Origin of the sequence: Loktanella sp. Alg231-35, assembly GCF_900143545.1 — a bacterium.
Classification (GTDB): Bacteria; Pseudomonadota; Alphaproteobacteria; order Rhodobacterales; family Rhodobacteraceae; genus Yoonia.
Window position 1 is genome coordinate 126429 of record NZ_FREV01000008.1, and the last position, 18670, is coordinate 145098.

16 protein-coding genes and 1 pseudogene are annotated in these 18670 nt (G+C 55.0%); 12 read left to right on the top strand and 5 right to left on the bottom strand.

The annotated features are described in order from the left end of the window. Positions 1–212 precede the first annotated feature (212 nt). From DHN10_RS17500 to DHN10_RS17535, 8 genes and pseudogenes are all read left to right on the top strand, one after another. Positions 213–638, top strand: coding sequence for a hypothetical protein (locus tag DHN10_RS17500; protein WP_108816650.1), 426 nt, complete (start codon positions 213–215; stop codon positions 636–638). Between the two features lie 115 nt (positions 639–753). Then, positions 754–956 (top strand): annotated as a pseudogene (locus DHN10_RS20040) (hypothetical protein); the annotation flags it as partial. A 330-nt stretch (positions 957–1286) separates the two neighbouring features. After that, positions 1287–3323, top strand: a complete 2037-nt coding sequence (locus DHN10_RS17510) for a ParB/RepB/Spo0J family partition protein (protein WP_159087060.1) — start codon at positions 1287–1289, stop codon at positions 3321–3323. A gap of 386 nt (positions 3324–3709) precedes the next feature. After that, positions 3710–4894, top strand: coding sequence for a plasmid partitioning protein RepA (repA, locus tag DHN10_RS17515; protein ID WP_108816652.1), 1185 nt, complete (start codon positions 3710–3712; stop codon positions 4892–4894). Beyond that, a complete protein-coding gene (repB, locus tag DHN10_RS17520) occupies positions 4894–5859 on the top strand; it encodes a plasmid partitioning protein RepB (protein ID WP_234417175.1) in 966 nt (321 codons plus the stop codon). Before repA ends, repB begins: the two co-directional genes overlap by 1 nt. Positions 5860–6156: 297 nt before the next feature. After that, entirely contained in the window at positions 6157–7398 is a 1242-nt protein-coding gene (gene repC, locus DHN10_RS17525) for a plasmid replication protein RepC (RefSeq protein WP_373456720.1), read from the top strand. A gap of 1 nt (position 7399) precedes the next feature. Next, positions 7400–7588, top strand: a complete 189-nt coding sequence (locus DHN10_RS20220) for an ankyrin repeat domain-containing protein (RefSeq protein ID WP_159087061.1) — start codon at positions 7400–7402, stop codon at positions 7586–7588. Further along, a complete protein-coding gene (locus DHN10_RS17535) occupies positions 7585–7980 on the top strand; it encodes a hypothetical protein (protein WP_108816656.1) in 396 nt (131 codons plus the stop codon). The genes DHN10_RS20220 and DHN10_RS17535 overlap by 4 nt, the downstream gene beginning before the upstream one ends. Before the next feature lie 12 nt (positions 7981–7992). Here DHN10_RS17535 and DHN10_RS17540 read toward each other — a convergent pair whose 3' ends face one another. Beyond that, on the bottom strand, positions 7993–9081 hold the full coding sequence (locus tag DHN10_RS17540; RefSeq protein WP_108816657.1) for a tyrosine-type recombinase/integrase: 1089 nt from the start codon (positions 9079–9081) through the stop codon (positions 7993–7995). Between the two features lie 156 nt (positions 9082–9237). Here DHN10_RS17540 and DHN10_RS17545 point away from each other — a divergent pair, with 156 nt between their 5' ends. The 4 genes from DHN10_RS17545 to DHN10_RS19925 all read left to right on the top strand — a co-directional run bounded on the left by DHN10_RS17545 (position 9238) and on the right by DHN10_RS19925 (position 15586). Then, on the top strand, positions 9238–10191 hold the full coding sequence (locus tag DHN10_RS17545; RefSeq protein WP_108816658.1) for a DUF1403 family protein: 954 nt from the start codon (positions 9238–9240) through the stop codon (positions 10189–10191). Then, a complete protein-coding gene (scpB, locus tag DHN10_RS17550; RefSeq protein WP_108816659.1) occupies positions 10188–10847 on the top strand; it encodes an SMC-Scp complex subunit ScpB in 660 nt (219 codons plus the stop codon). Before DHN10_RS17545 ends, scpB begins: the two co-directional genes overlap by 4 nt. Before the next feature lie 205 nt (positions 10848–11052). Then, positions 11053–12597, top strand: a complete 1545-nt coding sequence (locus tag DHN10_RS17555; RefSeq protein ID WP_108816660.1) for a Fic family protein — start codon at positions 11053–11055, stop codon at positions 12595–12597. Positions 12598–12715: 118 nt separating this feature from the next. Then, complete coding sequence (locus DHN10_RS19925) at positions 12716–15586, top strand: YecA/YgfB family protein (protein WP_199910714.1); 2871 nt, start codon at positions 12716–12718, stop codon at positions 15584–15586. 80 nt (positions 15587–15666) lie between these two features. Here DHN10_RS19925 and DHN10_RS17565 read toward each other — a convergent pair whose 3' ends face one another. The 4 genes from DHN10_RS17565 to DHN10_RS17580 are packed head-to-tail and all read right to left on the bottom strand — an operon-like array spanning position 15667 to position 18659. After that, positions 15667–16554, bottom strand: coding sequence for a bacteriophage abortive infection AbiH family protein (locus DHN10_RS17565; RefSeq protein WP_108816661.1), 888 nt, complete (start codon positions 16552–16554; stop codon positions 15667–15669). Beyond that, positions 16551–17609 carry a hypothetical protein gene (locus DHN10_RS17570; RefSeq protein ID WP_108816662.1) on the bottom strand — a complete coding sequence of 353 codons (1059 nt, stop codon included), beginning with the start codon at positions 17607–17609 and terminating at the stop codon, positions 16551–16553. The genes DHN10_RS17565 and DHN10_RS17570 overlap by 4 nt, the downstream gene beginning before the upstream one ends. Then, positions 17606–17851, bottom strand: coding sequence for a WGR domain-containing protein (locus DHN10_RS20225; RefSeq protein ID WP_108816663.1), 246 nt, complete (start codon positions 17849–17851; stop codon positions 17606–17608). The genes DHN10_RS17570 and DHN10_RS20225 overlap by 4 nt, the downstream gene beginning before the upstream one ends. Then, positions 17841–18659, bottom strand: coding sequence for a WYL domain-containing protein (locus tag DHN10_RS17580; protein WP_108816664.1), 819 nt, complete (start codon positions 18657–18659; stop codon positions 17841–17843). The genes DHN10_RS20225 and DHN10_RS17580 overlap by 11 nt, the downstream gene beginning before the upstream one ends. Between the last annotated feature and the right edge of the window lie 11 nt (positions 18660–18670).

The window sequence follows — 18670 nt, forward strand, 5'->3', positions numbered from 1 at the left end:
GGATATAGCCTTTCCAAGCTTTATCCTAGGAATTTAGTTGAAGTAAATCAATAAGATAAATGTCGTTTGTTCGTTCTTGTTCAGTTCCGTTCACTTCTGTTCGTTATTTGTCTGGAGTACTTCTCTTACAATCAACAATAGGTTGCATCAATTTTAGTAGCAAAACCGTTTCAAGTTTTCGGTGCAGTAGCCAACATCGAGAGGAAGATGAAATGAATTTCGAGAAGATAATACCATACGCCTCAATGCGTCTGGCCGGGGCCGCGTTCATATCGTCAAGCAATCGCCGGATAACATCGAAAATCGGAGCCGTGATGGAGACGGATCAGTCTGAACTAATACTCTGGCTGCATGCCTACCCATTGATGGGACACAACGTCCAGCTGTCGTTCATTCATGAACAAGGCAAAGGAACATCGGATGTGTCCGTTATCATCGACCACGACACACTGAAGTCCGAGTTTTCTATTGGCGAAGCTGAGTTCAGTGGGAAGAATGCTACGGTTCGCTTGTTCAGTGTACCGGTCTTTCAGGCGACTTTGAAGCTGGCATCACCAGCAACTCCAGTTCCACGCATTGATGCCGAGTCACTGACCCTCCAAAATGAGGGTCATCACGCCCTAGGCTCCGCACGGTAAACCGCCCGAAGCCCAGAACTCCGCTGTCGCTATTTCGTTGAGTCAATACGGGCCCTGAGGTCTCTACGAGCCCTCGACGCCCATTTGTCTCATACGAACAGAAACAGCTCCGATCTGCCCATACGGCATCCATCGCCATTTGACTAAGCTGGGTTTGGACTGTGCCGTTGCCTCGCCCTCAATGATCCCGCGTAAATCGGGCGACCGGATCAAGACAGACCGGCGCGATGGTGAGCCATGTGGTCGCCATCGGTTCGAGATCCATGGCGAACGATGCTGGCCCGGCTGTGGCGCGCTGGAGAGCTTACACCGATTTGGAGAGCCTATGCGGGGCGACGCTCGATGTGACGCGATCCTAATAACAGCTAATACGTCGATCCAGAACGCCGCCCTCCGGGCGGCTTAGCTTGATTTCCGTCTGTCGGGTGGCCGGTGATTTCCCTTAGCAGATTCATTCTGGCTCCCAACCGCGCAAAGCGCGGTCCTCCTCTGCGTTCCGGCCCTGCGGGTGTTCACCAGCCTGAATCAGCACGGGTCATCTTTCACCGGCCCCCTCTGCGCCGAAAGAACGCAGGAAGGGGGATTGGGGGCTAACGACACCGAAGCCCCCCCTGCCCTGCCCCACCGGCAAGTGGGATACAGCCGCTCTTGTCTGAAGACTGCGCCCAAATTCAAACAAAAAGAGAAAAGGCGGCTTCGCCGTTCATCGATCCCAGTTGGGATCGGAAAGAGAGCCTTTACCCGATGGTCGAGGCCCAGATTCACCAAAAGAAGGAACGACAAATGACTAAGCAATCCAAAATTACTGCAGAAACCGCCGTCACAAACAAGACCCAGCTGATCGTGCTGTCCGACACATATGTGTCGGAACACAATCCGCGGTTCAATGAAGGAATCGATGAAGATTCAATCAAGGATCTCGCTGAAACAATCGTAGCCCGTGGCCTCATGCAGAACGTTTGCGGTCTTATTGATGACAAAGGGAAGGTTGGAATTGTTGCCGGGCGCCGTCGTTGGCACGCGCTGCAACTCGCTGTGAAAGAACGCCCAGATCTGGAAACGATCGAGGTACGCGTGACTGACGACCTCGAAACTGCTCTTGCATGGGCATTGCTTGAGAATACAGCACGCGAAGAAATGGATGTTGTCGACGAGATAAGACACTACGGCAGTTCACTTCAAACCGGCCTATCGATTTCCCAAGTCGCGAAAGCGTACTGCGTGACCGAAGCGCATGTGCGACGCCGCGCCGCTCTGGCGAAATTACCGGTGTCCGTACTTGATGCAGTCAAGGCAGGTGACCTCAGCCTCAGCGATGCCCAGGCATTCACGGTCAGTGATGAAGAGGCAAAGCAGTTGGAAGTCTTGGAAGCGATCTCCGAGGGTGGCTACTGGCATGCACACCACATCAAACAAGCGCTCACTGAAGAAAAGCCAAGCACCACATGCCGGATGGCGCAATACGTGGGATTGAACGCGTACAAGAAAGCTGGCGGTACAATAGACACGAACTTGTTTGATGATGAGGCGGTCATCAACGACGCGTCGAAGCTCGACGAATTGTTCAGTGCGAAACTGATGAAAGCTGCAAGAGCATTTCAGAAAAAGGAAAACTGGGCGTGGGTGGATATCAGTGATGCGTCGCACATCATGGCCTATCAGCTGACCGACGACGGTGAGTTGGCACTGATACGACCAATACCTGGTGAGCTGACTGACGACCAGCAGGCACGATACGTTGAGTTCGGTGAAGAACCATACTGGAACATGGAGAGCGAGAAGCGTAAAGAAAAGCAGGCCTTGGATGACATCTTGGTCGGCGAATACTCTGACGAACAACGCGCGATGGCAGGAGCGGTCCTATATGTCGCCAACAACGGCACAGTGCGTGAAATCGTCGGCCTGGTGAAGGCAGAAGATCGCACCAAAGCGGTTGAAGCTGGTTTTCTAAAGTCAGACGAAGCCAAAGCAGCAGATGAAGCTGCAGACGCAGCCGAGAAAAAAGCAAACAAGCCCGCCTTCGCGGCAGCCTTCATTGATGACATGACCGCAATCCGTTTGGCCGCGTTCCAGACGGCGCTGCTGCGGAAACCGGAACTGGTCTTGGACCTTTTAGCTTTTGGGCTGTCGCGTGGTTCGCATTGGGGCAACGAGACCATGGCAGTGCGTTTCGACATGGAGCGTAACATGCCTAAGAACGATGATGACGCATTCAGACTTTGCCCTGATCTTGGAGGAGATATGCACGATGGTGAAGATGATGAGGACGATTGGGATGCCGAAGAGGCACCAATTGCCGAGGCATTTGAAGCGTTCCTCACCCAAGGAAAGAAAGCCCGCAATGTAGAAATCACGGAGTCGTTTGCTCGCGCGTTCAAAACGCAAGAAGCCGATATGATGACCCTTATTGCCGAGAAGGCTGGTGTCAACATCCGTGAAATCTGGGCGCCAACAGCCGCAAATTGCTTCAAGCGCATGAAGGCCGCGCAGCTAGATGCCCTGTTCATGCAATTGCTTGAACGCGAGGCAGACAGATCAGAGTTCCGGACCTTCAAGAAACTGAAAAAGGGCGAGAAGGATCAGATGATGCACGCGCTATTTCACGATGCAGACGTGCAGGCGATCTACAAGGTCACATCGACCCAGAAGGCGCGCATCAATGAATGGACCCCAGCTTGCTTCTAGCATTCGGACGGGGGCGCAGCTGCGCCCCCTGCCCTACCCTGGCTGACAGAAGTGATTGGTATTTGCATCGGAAACCAATGGTTCTTTCGGACCGGTAGCAATCCATCGCTACTTTCAAGTATCGCGTTGGGCAGCGAAGGTAAGTTGCCGCGAGCCTCGATATTTGCCAGCGAACCAACTGCCGATTGAATAAGACGGGAAGAGAGCACACTGTCCATACTGTCAGCGTGTTAACAGTTGTTAACTAGAATACATCCATGCCACATATAGAGTATCTATTGCCTTTAATGGCCATGGGTAGATTTTTCTTGACTTAACAAGGTGAATCACGGCCTAACTGTCTCAAGTTGCGCAAATAAGCAACATTGAGCGGGAAAAGAGCAACTATGATACAGACAGGACCCATTTCGGCCACGTCCCAGTCCGATGTCACTGACCAAATGGCGGCACGGTTGAAGACGGCCCTGACCACCCATTTGGAGCAGGTCTATGCGCCGGATCAACGTAAATCACTGCGTTTGTTTAGTGCGACTGAGACCGCCGATCTTTTGGGCGTATCGGGCCAGTTCCTCCGCAAGCTCCATAGCGATGGCACGTTGACAGAGCCTGCAGTGAACAAAGGCGGACGGCGGTCCTATTCCGGCGATGAAATCTGGGCGATGCGCCAGGCGTTGGAGGCGGGATCGCGGACGCCGGGCAAATATGTTCCTGGCCGCCGCGAGGATGACAAGCTGCAAGTCATCCAGTTGATGAATTTCAAAGGCGGATCGGCGAAATCCACGGCAACCATTCACCTTTGTCACTATCTGGCGCTTCAGGGCTACCGTGTGTTGGCGGTTGATCTGGACCCGCAGGGCAGTTTGACGGGCTTTTGCGGGCTGCAAACCGAGCTAGAATTTGATGGCCCCACCATCTATGACGCCTTGCGCTACGAAGACCCCCTGCCCTTGTCAGATGTTATCGTCGATACCTATTTCGCGGGTCTCGATCTGGCCCCTGCTCGTCTGATCCTGAGCGAATTTGAAACCGAAACGGCGGTGAATGCGGGCCGTGGTGCTGCGTTCTTTGAACGACTCTCCAATGCGCTGGAACCGGTCGAGGCCAACTATGACATCGTGATCATCGACAGCCCCCCTGCCCTTGGCTTTTTGACGCTGACGGGATTGTTTGCGGCGTCCTCCGTTCTGGTGCCGATGACGCCTAGCATGCTTGATCTGGCCTCAACCCAACAGTTCATTGAAATGACCTCGGCCTACTTGGGTGTTATTGAAGATACTGGTGTCAACATGGAGCATGATTTCTTCAGCTTCCTGATCACACGCGATGACCCAAGCGACATTCCCAGCCAGCAGATTGTGTCACTGATGCGTGCGCTGTTTCAGGATCGGATCATTCCTTCAACAGCGCTGCGCAGTACTGCGATTGCCGATGCGTCGATGCTCAAGATGTCGATCTACGAGGTCGCGCGAGCAGACATGACGCGCAGCACCTATGACCGTGCGCGCAGCAGTATGGATTCGGTTGGATCTGACATTGCTAAGTTGGTGCAGCAAGCATGGGGGCGTGGCTGATGGCACTTGACAAGAACAAAGCCGGGATCATGGCGGCGATTACAGCCGCGACCGAGGGGCAAACCCCGATCGGCAAGCGCGCGCATCGGACCTTGCCCAAAGGCACGGTCGGTTCGGTACGTGCTGGCTTGGGTGGCATTCAAGAAATTGATACGGCGCTTATCCTGCCGTGGGGTCCACAAGACAGATTGGAGTTAACAGCTGTTAACAGCGGCGATGAGGATGTAGAGGACCTGACCCAAAGCATCAAGACAAGCGGCCAACAGGTACCTGTCTTGTTGCGCCCAGCAAAGGACGCAGATGGCAAGTTTGAGGTGATCTATGGCCGCCGCCGTATCTTGGCGTGCCAAGAACTGGGCATGCCAGTCAAAGCGTTGATCCGCACATTGGATGATGGCGAAGCGCTGATCGCCAAGGGCTTGGAAAATGCCAGCCGTCAGGACCTAAGCTTTTATGAGCGCGCGCGCTTTGCACATGCGATCCTTGATCAGGGCCATTCTCGAGAGGACGCGCAACAAGCATTGTCGATTAGCAAGAACACGCTGTCCCAACTTGAACGCGTGGCGCGTCTAATCCCTGATCAGGTGGGCGTGGCCATTGGGCCTGCGCATGGGGCCGGGCGCCCGAAATGGATGATGCTGGCGGCGGCTTTTGAAGATGGCGCGGTGTCGCAAAAGGCAGCGCTGCGCGTGCTCGCGGGCATGCTTGATGACGCCGGGTCTGATGCGCGTTTGCAGGCCGTCTTGGCCAGCCTGACGAAACGTGGCCCGAAAGAAGACCGACCTGCCCAACGATCACCGGTCACGGGCGCGGTTGTGAAATCGACCAAGTCGTCGGTGACGCTGACCGTCAAGCGGGCAGGAGACAGCAAGGAATTTGCAGACTGGTTGGATGGCAACATCGACCGTCTGATCGCAGAATCCTACCAATCGTTTCAGGACGATGCGGAGGAGAACGTCAGTTAACACCTGTTAACCGGCTTATTGAGGACATGAGCAGACAAGGAGGATAACGCAAAAGGAAACCCTCGAAACCGGAGTTCCGAGGGCTGCAACGCCAAAGCGCTGATTGTTTTCGCACTTCAATCTTAGCAGTCCCCGAATCACCGCACAACAAAAAACGCCTTTGGGCGAACGGGTATCTGTTGCGTTCAGCAAAACATGGAACATTTGAGTGACACGCCCCACGGGGCAACTGGACCTACCGGGTTCCAGAATAGTGGTTTAGTGGCAAATGGTTGGCGAAAGGTAACGCCCGCGCTCTTGCAAGCTGATCAGCTGGCAGACACCGGCCGCGATCTGGCGGTCGATAAGGGCAGGGCCTTTGTGGCGGTCAAAAGAGTAGGAGCCCACATCGGACTGAAATCGGGCGATGTCCTGCTATTGGATACGTTGGGGGCCTTTACCCAAGCGCAGGACTGGGAAGAGGGCAGGCGGCCTATCGTTTGGGCTTCCAACGCCTATCTGATGGAGCAGACGGGGTTTTCGTTGTCTGCTCTGAAACGCCACGCACGCCGTCTGGCAGAGGCTGGGGTGATTTCGTTTCAGGATAGCCCCAATGGCAAGCGTTGGGGCCGCAGGGATGTTGAGGGGGTGATTGTCGAGGCTTACGGCTTTGATTTGTCGCCCATGTCGGCCCGTGCTGAGGAATTTGAACAGTTGTTTACGATGCTGAAGGCCGAACGCGCGCTCTGTCAGCGTCTCAAGCGTCAGATCACTGTGGCGCGCCGTATGATCCGAGCGCGCATCGAGGCGGCCACCAGCGGGGCGCTCAGCGGCCCCTGGGCGCAATTCGCCGGTGTGTTTGAGGACCTATTGAATCGTCTGCCGCGCCGAAACGAGGCGTCAGAGCGCTTGATGCGGCTTCTGGGGCGGTTCAAAGAGCTGCAAGAGCGCGTCGAAGGGGCCTATCTCAAAGCAGTGCAACCGGATGAGGTTGTGGAGAACACCTCTGAATTGATGGGGCAATTATCGCATATTACCAAAGATTTGAACCCCAGCGGGGTCATTTCTGACCCTCATATACTAATTACAAATCAACTCGATCCTGTAACCTGTAATTCCTCTGAAAAAGAGGACGCGGCGGGCGTAGTACCCAATGCACAACCGGAAGACCAGGTTGATAGCGCGATAGAAGATTGGATCGCTGATGTGCGCAAAAAACGCGCAGCCCTAGATTTGCCCGTGGTGATGCAAGCCTGTCCTGAGTTCGCGTCATGGGCACGCAATATGGGTGGATATCTCAAGGATTGGGGCGATTTGCACCGGGTTGCCGGGCAGCTGCGCCCAATGATTGGCATTTCAGAGCAAGCGTGGAACATCGCACAAGACCAACTGGGCAAACAGGTTGCGACTGCCGCCTTGGCACTCGTGTTTGAAAAGCATTCATCGGGCGAGGTCGCATCACCCGGTGGGTATTTGCGCGGTATGGTCGAAAAAGGCAGGGCAGGGGAGTTGCATCTGGAACGCAGTTTCTTTGGTCGGTTGAGCGAGACGGCGGCGTGAGGTGTCAAATCGGACGCCATGCACGCCGCTGCAAGTATCGGCGTTTCGCAACGATGGTGAGATGATCCGGGCTCTCATTGACGCCGGTGCCAATCCCAGAATTACGTGCGAAATTGGCAAAACGCCATTGGACACCGCCATCGATCACGGATGTTTGGATGCAGCTAAGGCACTGCGGAGCGCAAAATGAACATTAAGTATCGCAACACGGACTTTGATTTGATCTCAACGATGCCTCTCGATCCGTTGATCCAAACCTTAGAGGTTTTGGGGCTGGTTGGTATCGCCAATCATCAAGATGGCGAGGGCAATTGGCATGCGACGTTTGAGTTTTTAGGTGCCGGAGACGAGGATCTTCAGGGGAATGTCGAGGATAACATCACCGCAGTATTGGACGTTTTAGACCAACTCAGCGCAGATGATCGCAAGTTGCTGGACCAATGCATGCTTCGGGAATTCAACACGGCCTATGATCTCGGTACGAAGCCAAATGGTTTCAACGATGGCTTGGCTTTAACGACTCTCGCGCGGATGGTGAGCTTCAATGCGTCGTTTCGCATGACGCTGTATACGGGTGTTTAATAGGCCGGGGGGTCACAGACCTGCGGCTTTGGTCAGGTTCACGCGGAAGCGATCTCGTCTGCGTTGATACCGTCGCGTCATTTCGGCTGAGGCATGGCCAAGTTGCTTTTGCACGTATCGCTCATCGACTTCGGCGTAGGAGGCGAGGCCAGCGCGCAATGAGTGACCGGAAAAGAGTTTCAGGCGGTCCTTCTCGGGGATGTCCGCCCGAAGGCCCGCATCCAGCATCGTCTTCTTGATGAGGCGCGCCACGTGTTTATCGGATAGTCGGGCATCCTGAACCTTGGAGTTGTCCCGTAGCACCCGCCGGAACACTGCCCCATGATCGATTTTGGCGAAGTGCAACCACTGCTCAAGCGCATGCACCGGGCAGGAATGGTCTGCGGAGCCGCGCCCGATCTCAGCTTCCTTCCAGCCGGTCTTGGCGTGTTGGATGACGACAGCGCCTTCATCCTCGATTTCAATCCAGCCTTTGCCGTCCAAGGTGTCGTCGCGGTTTACATCGAGGGCGACGATCTCAGATCGGCGGAACCCGCCAGCATATCCGAAAAGTAGAATGGCGCGGTCGCGTAGATCGCGGAGGCTGTGGGACAGTGTGGCCACCATCTCCAGCAGTTCGTCAGGCGCAATTGGTTCTTTCTGAACCGGGGGTTTGGCATGCTGGCGTTTGATACCGGCCAGCACCGTTGCGATGTGGCGATCCTTGCGATCGAGCATTTGGCCGCGCTGCTGGTAGTTCCACGACAGGCCGGACAAACGGCGTTCAATAGTACTGACGGAAAAGGCAGGGGAGCCGTCTTGGGGCGCTGCACATTCAGCGATGTAGAGCCCGATCAACTGTGGGTCGGGTGTCAACTGATCCGCGCCGCGGCGGCGGCACCAGCTCGCAAAGTGCGCCCAGTCCTTGGCATAGGCTTTGTTGGTGTTCTCGGCCGTGGCCTGTTCAGCATAACCGCGCGCGGTTTCCACGAGGCGTTCCAGCGAGCCGGAGGCGGCCACAGAGTCTGGAATTTGAATGGTCTTCTCAGACGCACGGCCTCTCTCGTCGCCCTGAGCGGCATTTGAGGGGGCAGGGGGGGCTGAGCGCGGTTTTCCGTTCATTTTGGTGTCGTTATTTGCGAGATTGTCAGCATTCCCGCAGCCTATCTTTTTACGTCCGATAAGGCAACCTTATTGGACATAAAAGCGAGCAGTAAGGTGGGGCGGTTTGTACCGTCTGTTGTGGACGAAAGCGCCGCGAAAGACTAGTGTTGTGGTATGACCTATCAACCCAGCTCGATCTCTGACGACCTGAACACCCTACCCAAACTGCCGGGCTGGGTCACCTCTCAGCGTGCAGAAACGCTTGAAACTGTGGCTTTTCGATCCGGGGCCGCGCTAACCGTGCTGGATGGGTTGGTGTCTGATCCGAGGTACGGAGTGCCGGTCAAACTATTGGCCAACCGGCGGGCGCTGAGTGCGGCGACGGCTACATCCAAACTGGAAGGCCGATTGACGCGGGAGGCGGACATCCGTGACGCCTACCACCTGACGCCGCCGGGCGAGGCAAGAGGACCAGACGGCGATCTTCTGGCGTTCTGGCGCGAGGCTGTGGGTCTCCGGACAGACGGGATCGGTGAGATCGCCGACCTGGTCGGTGCCGACTTCGCGGGCGAGGTGGGCGTCTGGCTCGATGCGGGTATGGAGCGGGCCCGGACCCATGGGCCGCTGGCGGGTTGCGTAGCTGTCCTACGCGCCGTGCTTGAGACCGACGACCGGGCGGAGCGGGTCGCCTGTCTGCTCTCCGATTTCATCCTGGCGCGGGCGATGAACTGGAAGCAGGTGCTGCAGGTTTCGGCGCAACGGCTGACTAAGACGGCACTGCGCGACCTGACCGCAGAAGAGCAGGGAGGTGATCTTGTGGTCCGGGTACGGATCCTTGGCTCCATAGAAGAAACGCTCACTTTGGCGCGGGATCTGGCTCGCCGGGCAGAAGCCCTTCGCACCATCGCCCCGAAGCTGCGAGCGAAAGGATCGGCGGCCGCGGTCGAAATGTTCCTGAGCGAGGATGTGGTTGGACCATCGACCATACTGTCGCCGATGATAAAGGGCACGACCATCCAGATGACGGACCGCGCCGCGCGGCGGTTCTGTGAGCGGCTGGTCGAATTGGGTGTCGCCTGTGAGCTGACCGGGCGGCCAACTTTCCGGCTCTATGGGATCGCACCATGACCGGTACCGCTGTGAACATCGCGGCCAAACGAACTCAAGCGAAAGGGCAGGGCGCGTCGTCCAATGAAGGCGTGTTCGACCGGGAGCTTGAAGACTTACCACAGGAGTTACGCTGGCGCGAATGGATGGGCCGCATCGAAGCGGTGCTCTTCGCAAGCGCGTCACCAATCGGACGCGAGGACCTTGCGCGTGTCGTGGGGCAGGGGGCCTCGGTCGAGATGCTGATTGAAGATATTCATGCGGAACTGGTCAGCCGGCCCTACGAGCTGGTTGAAGTTTCCCTCGGGTGGATGTTCCGCACGAAGACGCAGTTTGCGGATGCGATCAAAGCGGCTGCCGACCTTGGTGATCAATCCCTCACGTTCACCGAGACCGAGATGGGGGTGCTTTGCGCCATTGCCTATCACCAACCGATCGACCGGGCTGGGCTCAAAGACATTTTTGGCAAAGACGTCAGCCGCGATCTGCTGGCGCGGTTGCGGTTCAAGGATTTGATTGCGAGCGGCCCAAGGGCACCGCGGCCAGGCGCGCCGCATACCTTTGTGACGACGGAAGGGTTTCTGACGACGTTCGATTTGCGGACATTGCGAGACTTGCCTGAGTTGGATTTGGCTGTTGGGAACGCAGATGAGGAGACGCGGACAGCGCAGGTCTGAGGCTCTTCGCTTTCAATTGGTCGAGCTTTGACTTTCAATCAGTCGGAGATGTGAGCAGGTTTTACGTGCTAATGCACAGCAGATTTTACGTGTGTTTGCACAACATAAAAAACGTGTATACAAACTACGACCTTTACGTGTAAATGAACGACAATGAATACGCGTAAATCACCGACAACTACTTTAGGAAAGTGGCCCTCGTACAATGGCGTCCCCGAACGAAAAACTTGCAGCCTCGCTGGAACTTCTCAAGGAGCGACAAGCGGAACACGGCAACGTCCTACGGAGCAGTGAGCTCACCCGAACCCACAGAGAAAGGCTCAAGAAGAATGGCTTCCTGAGCGATGTCATTTTGGGTTGGCTGATAGTGACCCGACCACAGGACAAACCGCATGACTCGACCTTTTGGTACACATCGTTCTGGGATTTCTGCCGCCGGTACTGCCACGAACGCTATGGTCTGGAGTGGTGCTTCTCGTCTGAGCAATCTTTGCTTTTGCATGCCGAGAGTACGCACATTCCGAAGCAAGTGATCGTTTGGACACCCAAGGGGTCTGGCAACAACACGGTGCTGCCGTTCGACACCTCGCTGTACGACCTCAAGAAGGACCTGCCTCCGAAGAGTGACATCGCAACAAAAGATGGGCTGTTAGTTCTGTCCGTCGAAGCGGCACTGATCAACGTCCCCGAGGCATTCTACCGATCCTACGCGATGGAGGCGCAAATTGTCTTGAGCGGTTTGAAGAACACAGGTCCTCTGCTTGTCAAATTACTTGATGGTGGTCACGTTTTGGCGGCAGGGCGGATCGCGGGTGCTTTGCGTCGCGTGGGACGCGATAGTGAGGCTGAAACCATTCTCAAGAAGATGAAGGCCGCTGACTATGATGTCCGGGAAAGGGATCCTTTCGCAGATGTTGCCCAAGTGATGCCTCTTGAGGTCGGCAGCTCACCACTCGCGGCTAGGATCAATGCGGCATGGGACACCCATCGCGATGCCATTGTGGAGATATTTCCGGACGAACCAGGCATGCCAGACGACAAGGATGCTTTTCTTGCGATGATCGACGACATCTATGTCAATGATGCCTATCACTCGCTGTCGATCGAAGGCTATTCCGTCACCGAGGAGTTGATCGAGCAAGTGCGGCAAGGGTCCTTTGACCCTCTTGGAAACGCGGAACACAGGAAGGATGTCGACGCGCTTGCCGCCAGCGGCTACTGGCAAGCCTTTCAAGCGGTCCGCGCTTCGATAGAGAAAATACTATATGGAGAACCGGCGGGGCAGGTGGTTAGACTGGATCATGACGCGTGGTTTGAAGAGCTGTTCCGCCCGTCTGTGACAGCTGGCATCTTGAAGGCAGGCGCATTGGCGGGCTACCGCAATCATCCCGTCTATTTACGGGGTTCGAGACACACGCCGCCGCGGGTAGAAGCGATTGCCTCCGGTATGGCGACACTGTTCGAACGGCTCGAGAATGAGGATTCCACAGCAGTTCGCGCTGTCCTGGGTCACTGGTTGCTTGGTTATGTCCACCCTTATCCTGACGGCAACGGACGGATGGCGCGGTTTTTGATGAACGCAATGTTCGCATCCGGCGGCTACTCTTGGACAGTCATCGATGTTGATCATCGAGCAGCATACATGTCGGCGCTGGAATGCGCGAGTGTTGGGGGAGACATCGTACCGTTCGCTCGGTTGGTTGAGGATCGAATGCGATGGTCAGGATCGCTTGCAACGCATCAAAACTGACCGAAAGCTGGGGTTCGATGACGTTTTCCTCTGATGAAGGCGAAGCCTTTGACAAAACCAGATAGGGCTAAATGTCGTCCATTCATTATTCTTTGAAATATGAAAAGTGGGGTACGGTTTGAACCAATCGAGAATAGCATCTGTATCGACACTTGATGCACAGCAGCTGCTTCGCATCGAAGCCGTGCATCGAGGTTATCTTTTTCAGCACCTCTATGCCGCTCAGTGCCTACTTTGTGTCGGAGCACTTTCTGCGAACGCTGTTACTGTGGAGAGCGACGAAGATGTTGAGGTGCTTCTCGACGGAAAACATCTGTACGTTCAGGTCAAATATCGCAAAAGCAAGCTGGCATGGAGTGACATTGAGAGTGCTGTATCCCGCTTCGAAGAACTGCGTGGCGCTCATCAGACCGGTGAGCGGCCGAGTACGGCAGAATTTGTCATCGTCAGCAATGCACCTCCGAATGGCCCCCTTGCCAAACGGATATCTGGGGCAGATTGGCCAGCAGACGTGCATGTGGATTGGCCCGAAGGCTCAGAAGATGGGCGGACCCTCCCACCGCCGTCGGCGTCACTCATCGATGCCATTGAGGCTACACGCGCCTTGGCTCAATCTCTACCATTCGCCAAGCTCAACCCGGACACGCTTGTGTGGAAACTGGCCGGAATCATCATGTTGGCCGCCACTGGGGAGAACAGCGGTCTCAATCATATCTTCAGTGCCGAGGACTTGCCGGACCTATTCGAGCAATTGGTATTGCAGTTGCAGGACTTGCCAGCTCCGCCCGCGCACTACCGAATACAACAAGATGAGCCAGAGCTTCTTACGGAAGAGCGAGTCCGTCTGATCGTTGGATATTCAGGCGCGGGCAAGACCTCCTGGCTGGCACAATCCGCACAGCATGCAGCGGGACGGCTAGTATATCTCGACGTTGCCGATCTTCCTGGAGCAGGCCTCGCCAGCGTGGTGGCGAGGGAAGTTGCAGGCCGCCTTTTTTCAGAGGGACAACAATTAGGTCAGATCCTTCTTCCAGGTGCATCAGGACGAGAAATGCTACAAATCCTGTCACGCCGCATCGCCGAAAGCGGCGAGATCGTAACTGTTGCGTTAGACAATGCACATTGTCTTTCAGGTGATGATCTCATCGGTGTTGTGCAGGCGGCCTCCGAAGTTCAGTTTATCCTCCTTTGCCGTCCTGAGGGCGAAATTAGCGCCCTTGAGTCCCTGTTGGGCGCAAGCCGCGAAAGCTTGGCGGGCTGGGCATCTGATACAGTTGCGGCAGCGGCCCTGGATGCCGGTTGCAAAGCAGACGCAGCTGATTGTCAGCGGTTAATCGATCTCACTGGTGGTCTTCCACTTTACGTACTCAACGCCTTGGTGATTACTAAAGCGGACTATGATGGACGCTTGAGGAAATTCTGCAAGGATCTTGCGGCGTCAGCTCAAACCCGGGAGATCTCCCAGGAGGTTATTCTTGGGCGCGTTTTTGATGGACTTCCAACTGTTACAGCGAAGGTGGCGGAGCTTTTCAGCCTTTGCGACGCACCGATCACGCGTGAAGAGGCAGCCGTATATGTCGCCGCAGCGGGAGGACCAGACAAAGCCAATTTCGTAGCAGCGCTTCGTCATCTATTTGGGCTGGGGCTGTTGCAGATTTTCGTTGATGACAAAGTCAAAATTCATGATGCTGCACGAGTGGTTGGCAAGGGGCGCCTTGTCCTCGAGGGCGCAGAGCCGCTGAAAAGGTATCGATTGGCCCTGAGAGCCATTGTCCAGGCCAGTCTTCTAAAAGACTGGAGTCCGGCCAAGCTATCTCTTTTTCTGCGGCTTAGCGGAGACGTAGGCCGCTTGGACGTGCTCGTTGAAATGGCAACGGACGAGTTGTTTCATGAAATGGGTGTATGGCCCGAGATCGAAGCTTTTCTTGAGCAAGGAGTTCAAGACGAAACCATCCCGCCGGAGCAGCGAATCATGGCGCTTGATGGTCTGGCCTTCGCACATCTGAAGTCTGGCTCAGATCGCGCCGTGGCCTGGTTGGATCAAATGGACCAACTAATTGAGACACATGATTTAGGGGCGGAAGAAATCCTTCGCGTCGGAATGAAGCGGATGATTTATCTCGCCCAAAACGGTGATCGGAAAGGTTCTGAGCAATTGATCGAAAGTCTGGGCAAAGCTGTCAAGGACGCCTCTCCCGGTCATCGACGGGTATACACGTATAACGTTGCCACTGCGGAGTTGGCATTTGGTGACAGCGCTGCGGCAGTCAGGCGAATACATCCCCTCATTAAGGAGTACTATGCACTGCTTGGTCTGTCCCCACAGCAGGTTATGGGACGAAATGCGCCGGAACTTAAGCTTCTAGTGAAACAGAAACCGTTTCCGACTGACGATATCAAGCATTTGGCTGACTCTCTAGACGTGTTGGCGAAGGCATCAGACGCAGAAGGAGAGTTTTCACCCTTGGCTCGTGTCCATGCGTTGAAATTCTACGATTTGGCTCGGGCGCCCGAGTCCATGTTCCGAGTTGGTCAAGATCTTGTTGATCAGTTTATCGGGCGCAATGACTTCGACGGCGCCTTGAACATAATGGAGAGTATTCTTCTGCCTCAACTTCAGCAACTGAAGCTTGCGGAGTATCTCATCCCCGTTCGCTCGCAACACGCCGTTGTTCTTGCATATTGCGGAAGGTTTAGCGAAGCCGAAGCTGAGATGGAGCGACTGCGGCCTTATGAAGCCGGCCTTGCTGATCTCGGTAGAAGCGAACTGAATAACCAAAGAGAATTGATAGCACAGATCGGAAAGTATGGCCCTCCTCCGAAATGGGTTCCGGAATTCGGTTTGCTGGATACTCTTGCCCAACGTATGCAGGGACAGAAGCAAATCGATGCTTACCGTCCAGAAGCTTCTGCTGCAAAAAAAGTAGGACGCAATCAGCCGTGCCCATGCGGCTCGGGTAGGAAGTACAAAAAATGCCATGGGCGCTGATTAAACCTACAATGAAAGACATTTTTCGTTTTGGCGAAGAGATTCAGCCTTAGGCAAGTGCTGGCGCACCTGAGCTTTGGTCAGAGTATTTCCAAAGGTGAAAATTGTACTAGCGCTTCGGTTACACCAAGCTTTGAAAAGCGCGACTTCATTTCGGGCAGATTGTTGTAATAGCTAATTGTCCAACGGGTTGAAGGATTGGTGCAGGTTACAATTTTCTCAAAATACTGTGCATCAACGTCCGCGAGTGAATGGCCAAGTACCCAAATTTCAGAGATATTTCGCAACCCAGAAAAAAATGCCCGGTTGCTCTCAATGATTTTTGCTGTCGGCTTGAAGGTCGCGGCAAAATAATCGTCGATTAGCTGGTATCCACCAGCCACACGGGTATCTGTATCTTCATCAATCTGTCCCGAGAGCAGTTCATTAGATTGTCGCTCCCAACCGTGCCCTAGTACGACTTGCTTGTCAGGGCTGCCAGAACTGCCGTGGATATGCAGTATATTGGCGTCGGGCACTCCGTAAAGTATCTGCAGAGTTGACGTATAGTTGAAGTTCAGAAAGCGCGCGCCGGGGTCGATGCAGTGCACCAATGGCACAGTGCGCGGTGCGGGTATTGGGAGGCCGCGTATCCATTCAGCGAAGCGCATTCGCATCTTTGTTGCAAGACCTTCGACGATCTGCTCGATCTCGTACTCGAAATTGTGATGGTCCGCGTCACTCCAATCATCGGCGCCATAAGAGACCAGGAAGTTTGTTGCATAATCAATGACCTGATCAGAGTCGAATGATGCTAGGCGATCTTCGAACTCATTCCAGAAGTCTTTGTCAAAGAAGAGATATTCGTCAATAAGACGATGCACATCCGGGTCTTCAGCTTCTAAATATCGACCAAAATCGCTATACCGTGAAGGTATCCCATGATGAAGGTCGAAGCCATTTCCAATAATGATGAGCCGGTGGGTCATGACTTCTGGGCTCGCCTGTGCAGTGCGGTTACATCCCCTATCCAATCGTCTAATGCCGCCACGACGATCTGACAAAGCCGCGCAAATTCTCGGATTTCGCTCCCCAGCAACTCTACGGTTTCACCTAACCGCGCATTTCGCGCGTTCTCGGCAAATTTTGCGTCAACCACACCGAGATTGTGCCCGATGACGTGCCTTTTCTGGATGTTGAGTTCGAGCGCTTCCTGCTCCGCATCCGATAGTCCGTTGAACGGGTCGATGTTGAACTCTGCATAGCGTTTCTGAGCCTTTTCAACATTTTGAAAGTCGTTTCGGATGGCCTTGGTGGGAGCCGCACGGCTGGGGTCCAGAGAGACTTTGTGCGCATAAACCACCTTCTGAGCAGCTTCGAACGCGGTCAGAACGTCTTCGTGCGCGTTTCCCAGAAGGCGGTAGGCAAGTTCAGCTTGCTCTTCTCCCAGCCCTTCAGCAATCGAGACTTGCCGCCCAACCAACTCAACCTCTCGCGAGAAGTGCAGTGAAACGTTCGGGGCACCACAATCGGGACAGTAAAGGGCAATCGCGTAGACACCGTAGTCGCGACCGCAGCAATCGCAGACTAAGAGACGCATGAGATCGCGTCTTCCAAATTGCGGCCTCGGGCGGCGGGTATGCGAGCCCGGTTTGTAAGTGATGCCGCCTCGGCTCTTTCTCGCAACTCCCTTGAGCATATCTGAGACGGCGTCTTGGGCATCTTGCATGGCAGCATGCTTGACGATCTTGATTGCAGCTTCCTTGTCCTTCGGATGCGTGAATTCGTCATGGTCACCGACGATGCCACTGTAAGGGCAGATTGTTCTTGAGCTGCCGGGTTGCTGCTTCATTCGCCTGTACTTGGACTCCGCGATTGAGATTTCGGTCACTCGTTCCCCAAGGACGAAGTGTCTAGGATGGGCCTCCTCATTGGGTGAGTAGCGATATACCCGGCCCTCAGGTGTTTGCGGCAGCGGAACGGATAGCTGCATCTTCGACCGAGTGCCGCCGGTCTGAAATCTCTTGAGGTTCTTCATCTTCATCGGGCGGCTCCTCCAGCTTTCACTTGATAGCGCTTCGACAGCTTCTCATTCACGAGATTGGACAGCGCGACTTTCGCTTCAGCATCACCCCTGTACCAATCGAGCCGACGCCGACCGTGAGTTCCACGCCGACCCCACTGTCTTTCGACGCCAATCTCTCCAAATAGACTCTCTGTTAGCTGAACGCAGTAAAACCTATCCATATTCGCGTCCGAGTCCACGCGGGTCATATCAATCCTCATCTATCTCCTCCTCAGACATAGCCACGTACGCGCAACCAACACACTCAAGTCGCGGGTTCTCTTGATCGAGCCCCCAACGACGCTTTGTGTAGAATTCGAGCGGCTTGCGAACGCGGATTTCGAGGAATTCGTCTTCAAATCCGAACTCGATCCGAACGACCCGCATTTGGTCTTGCGTCAGGTCGCGATGGGGGCTCAGCCTCAGTACGGCCCAGGTAAACCAATCATCGTCCTTCGGGACTTCTTCAGCAACACGGCGCTCTTCGAAAGACCGAGTTGGATCGATGCGAGATGGAATAAAGTCGCGAAAGCCTTGACGGGTATAGCACCAGGCGCGCAGATGGAGGCGCACCCCGTCTGAGGCGAAGCGTAATGGCGCAATCCAACGGGTCTCCGGCTCTGGGTCGCGCATCGATTGGTAGACGATCTTGATCGCCTCCCCAGCGAGCAGAGCGCGATAGAGCGGCCTGAAGACACGTACGTTCTGAGTGCGCTGAAGGTCGGGCAAGACATCGTAGAAGGCGCGTTTCTTTCCGCTGAGCAGCTCCTCGAGCTCGTCAGTTGTGGCCCGCCCCGTCAGCCGTGTGAAGCGCTCCGTCGTGTGGTACTTTTTCGAGGAGGCGTCATATTTGAGTGCGTTGGTTTCTGAAGCGTGCAGATAGGTCTTGAAATCCAGAGCGGCCTGAGGGTTCGAGATCCCGAAGCGCTCTATCAACGATCCGCGCGTCGCCGCACCGTCCCAGAAGAGCAGGCGGTCGAGGTATTCTAGTCGCTGTTTTTGGGCATGTTTTAGATCGTCAAAGGCCATTACTAGAATCT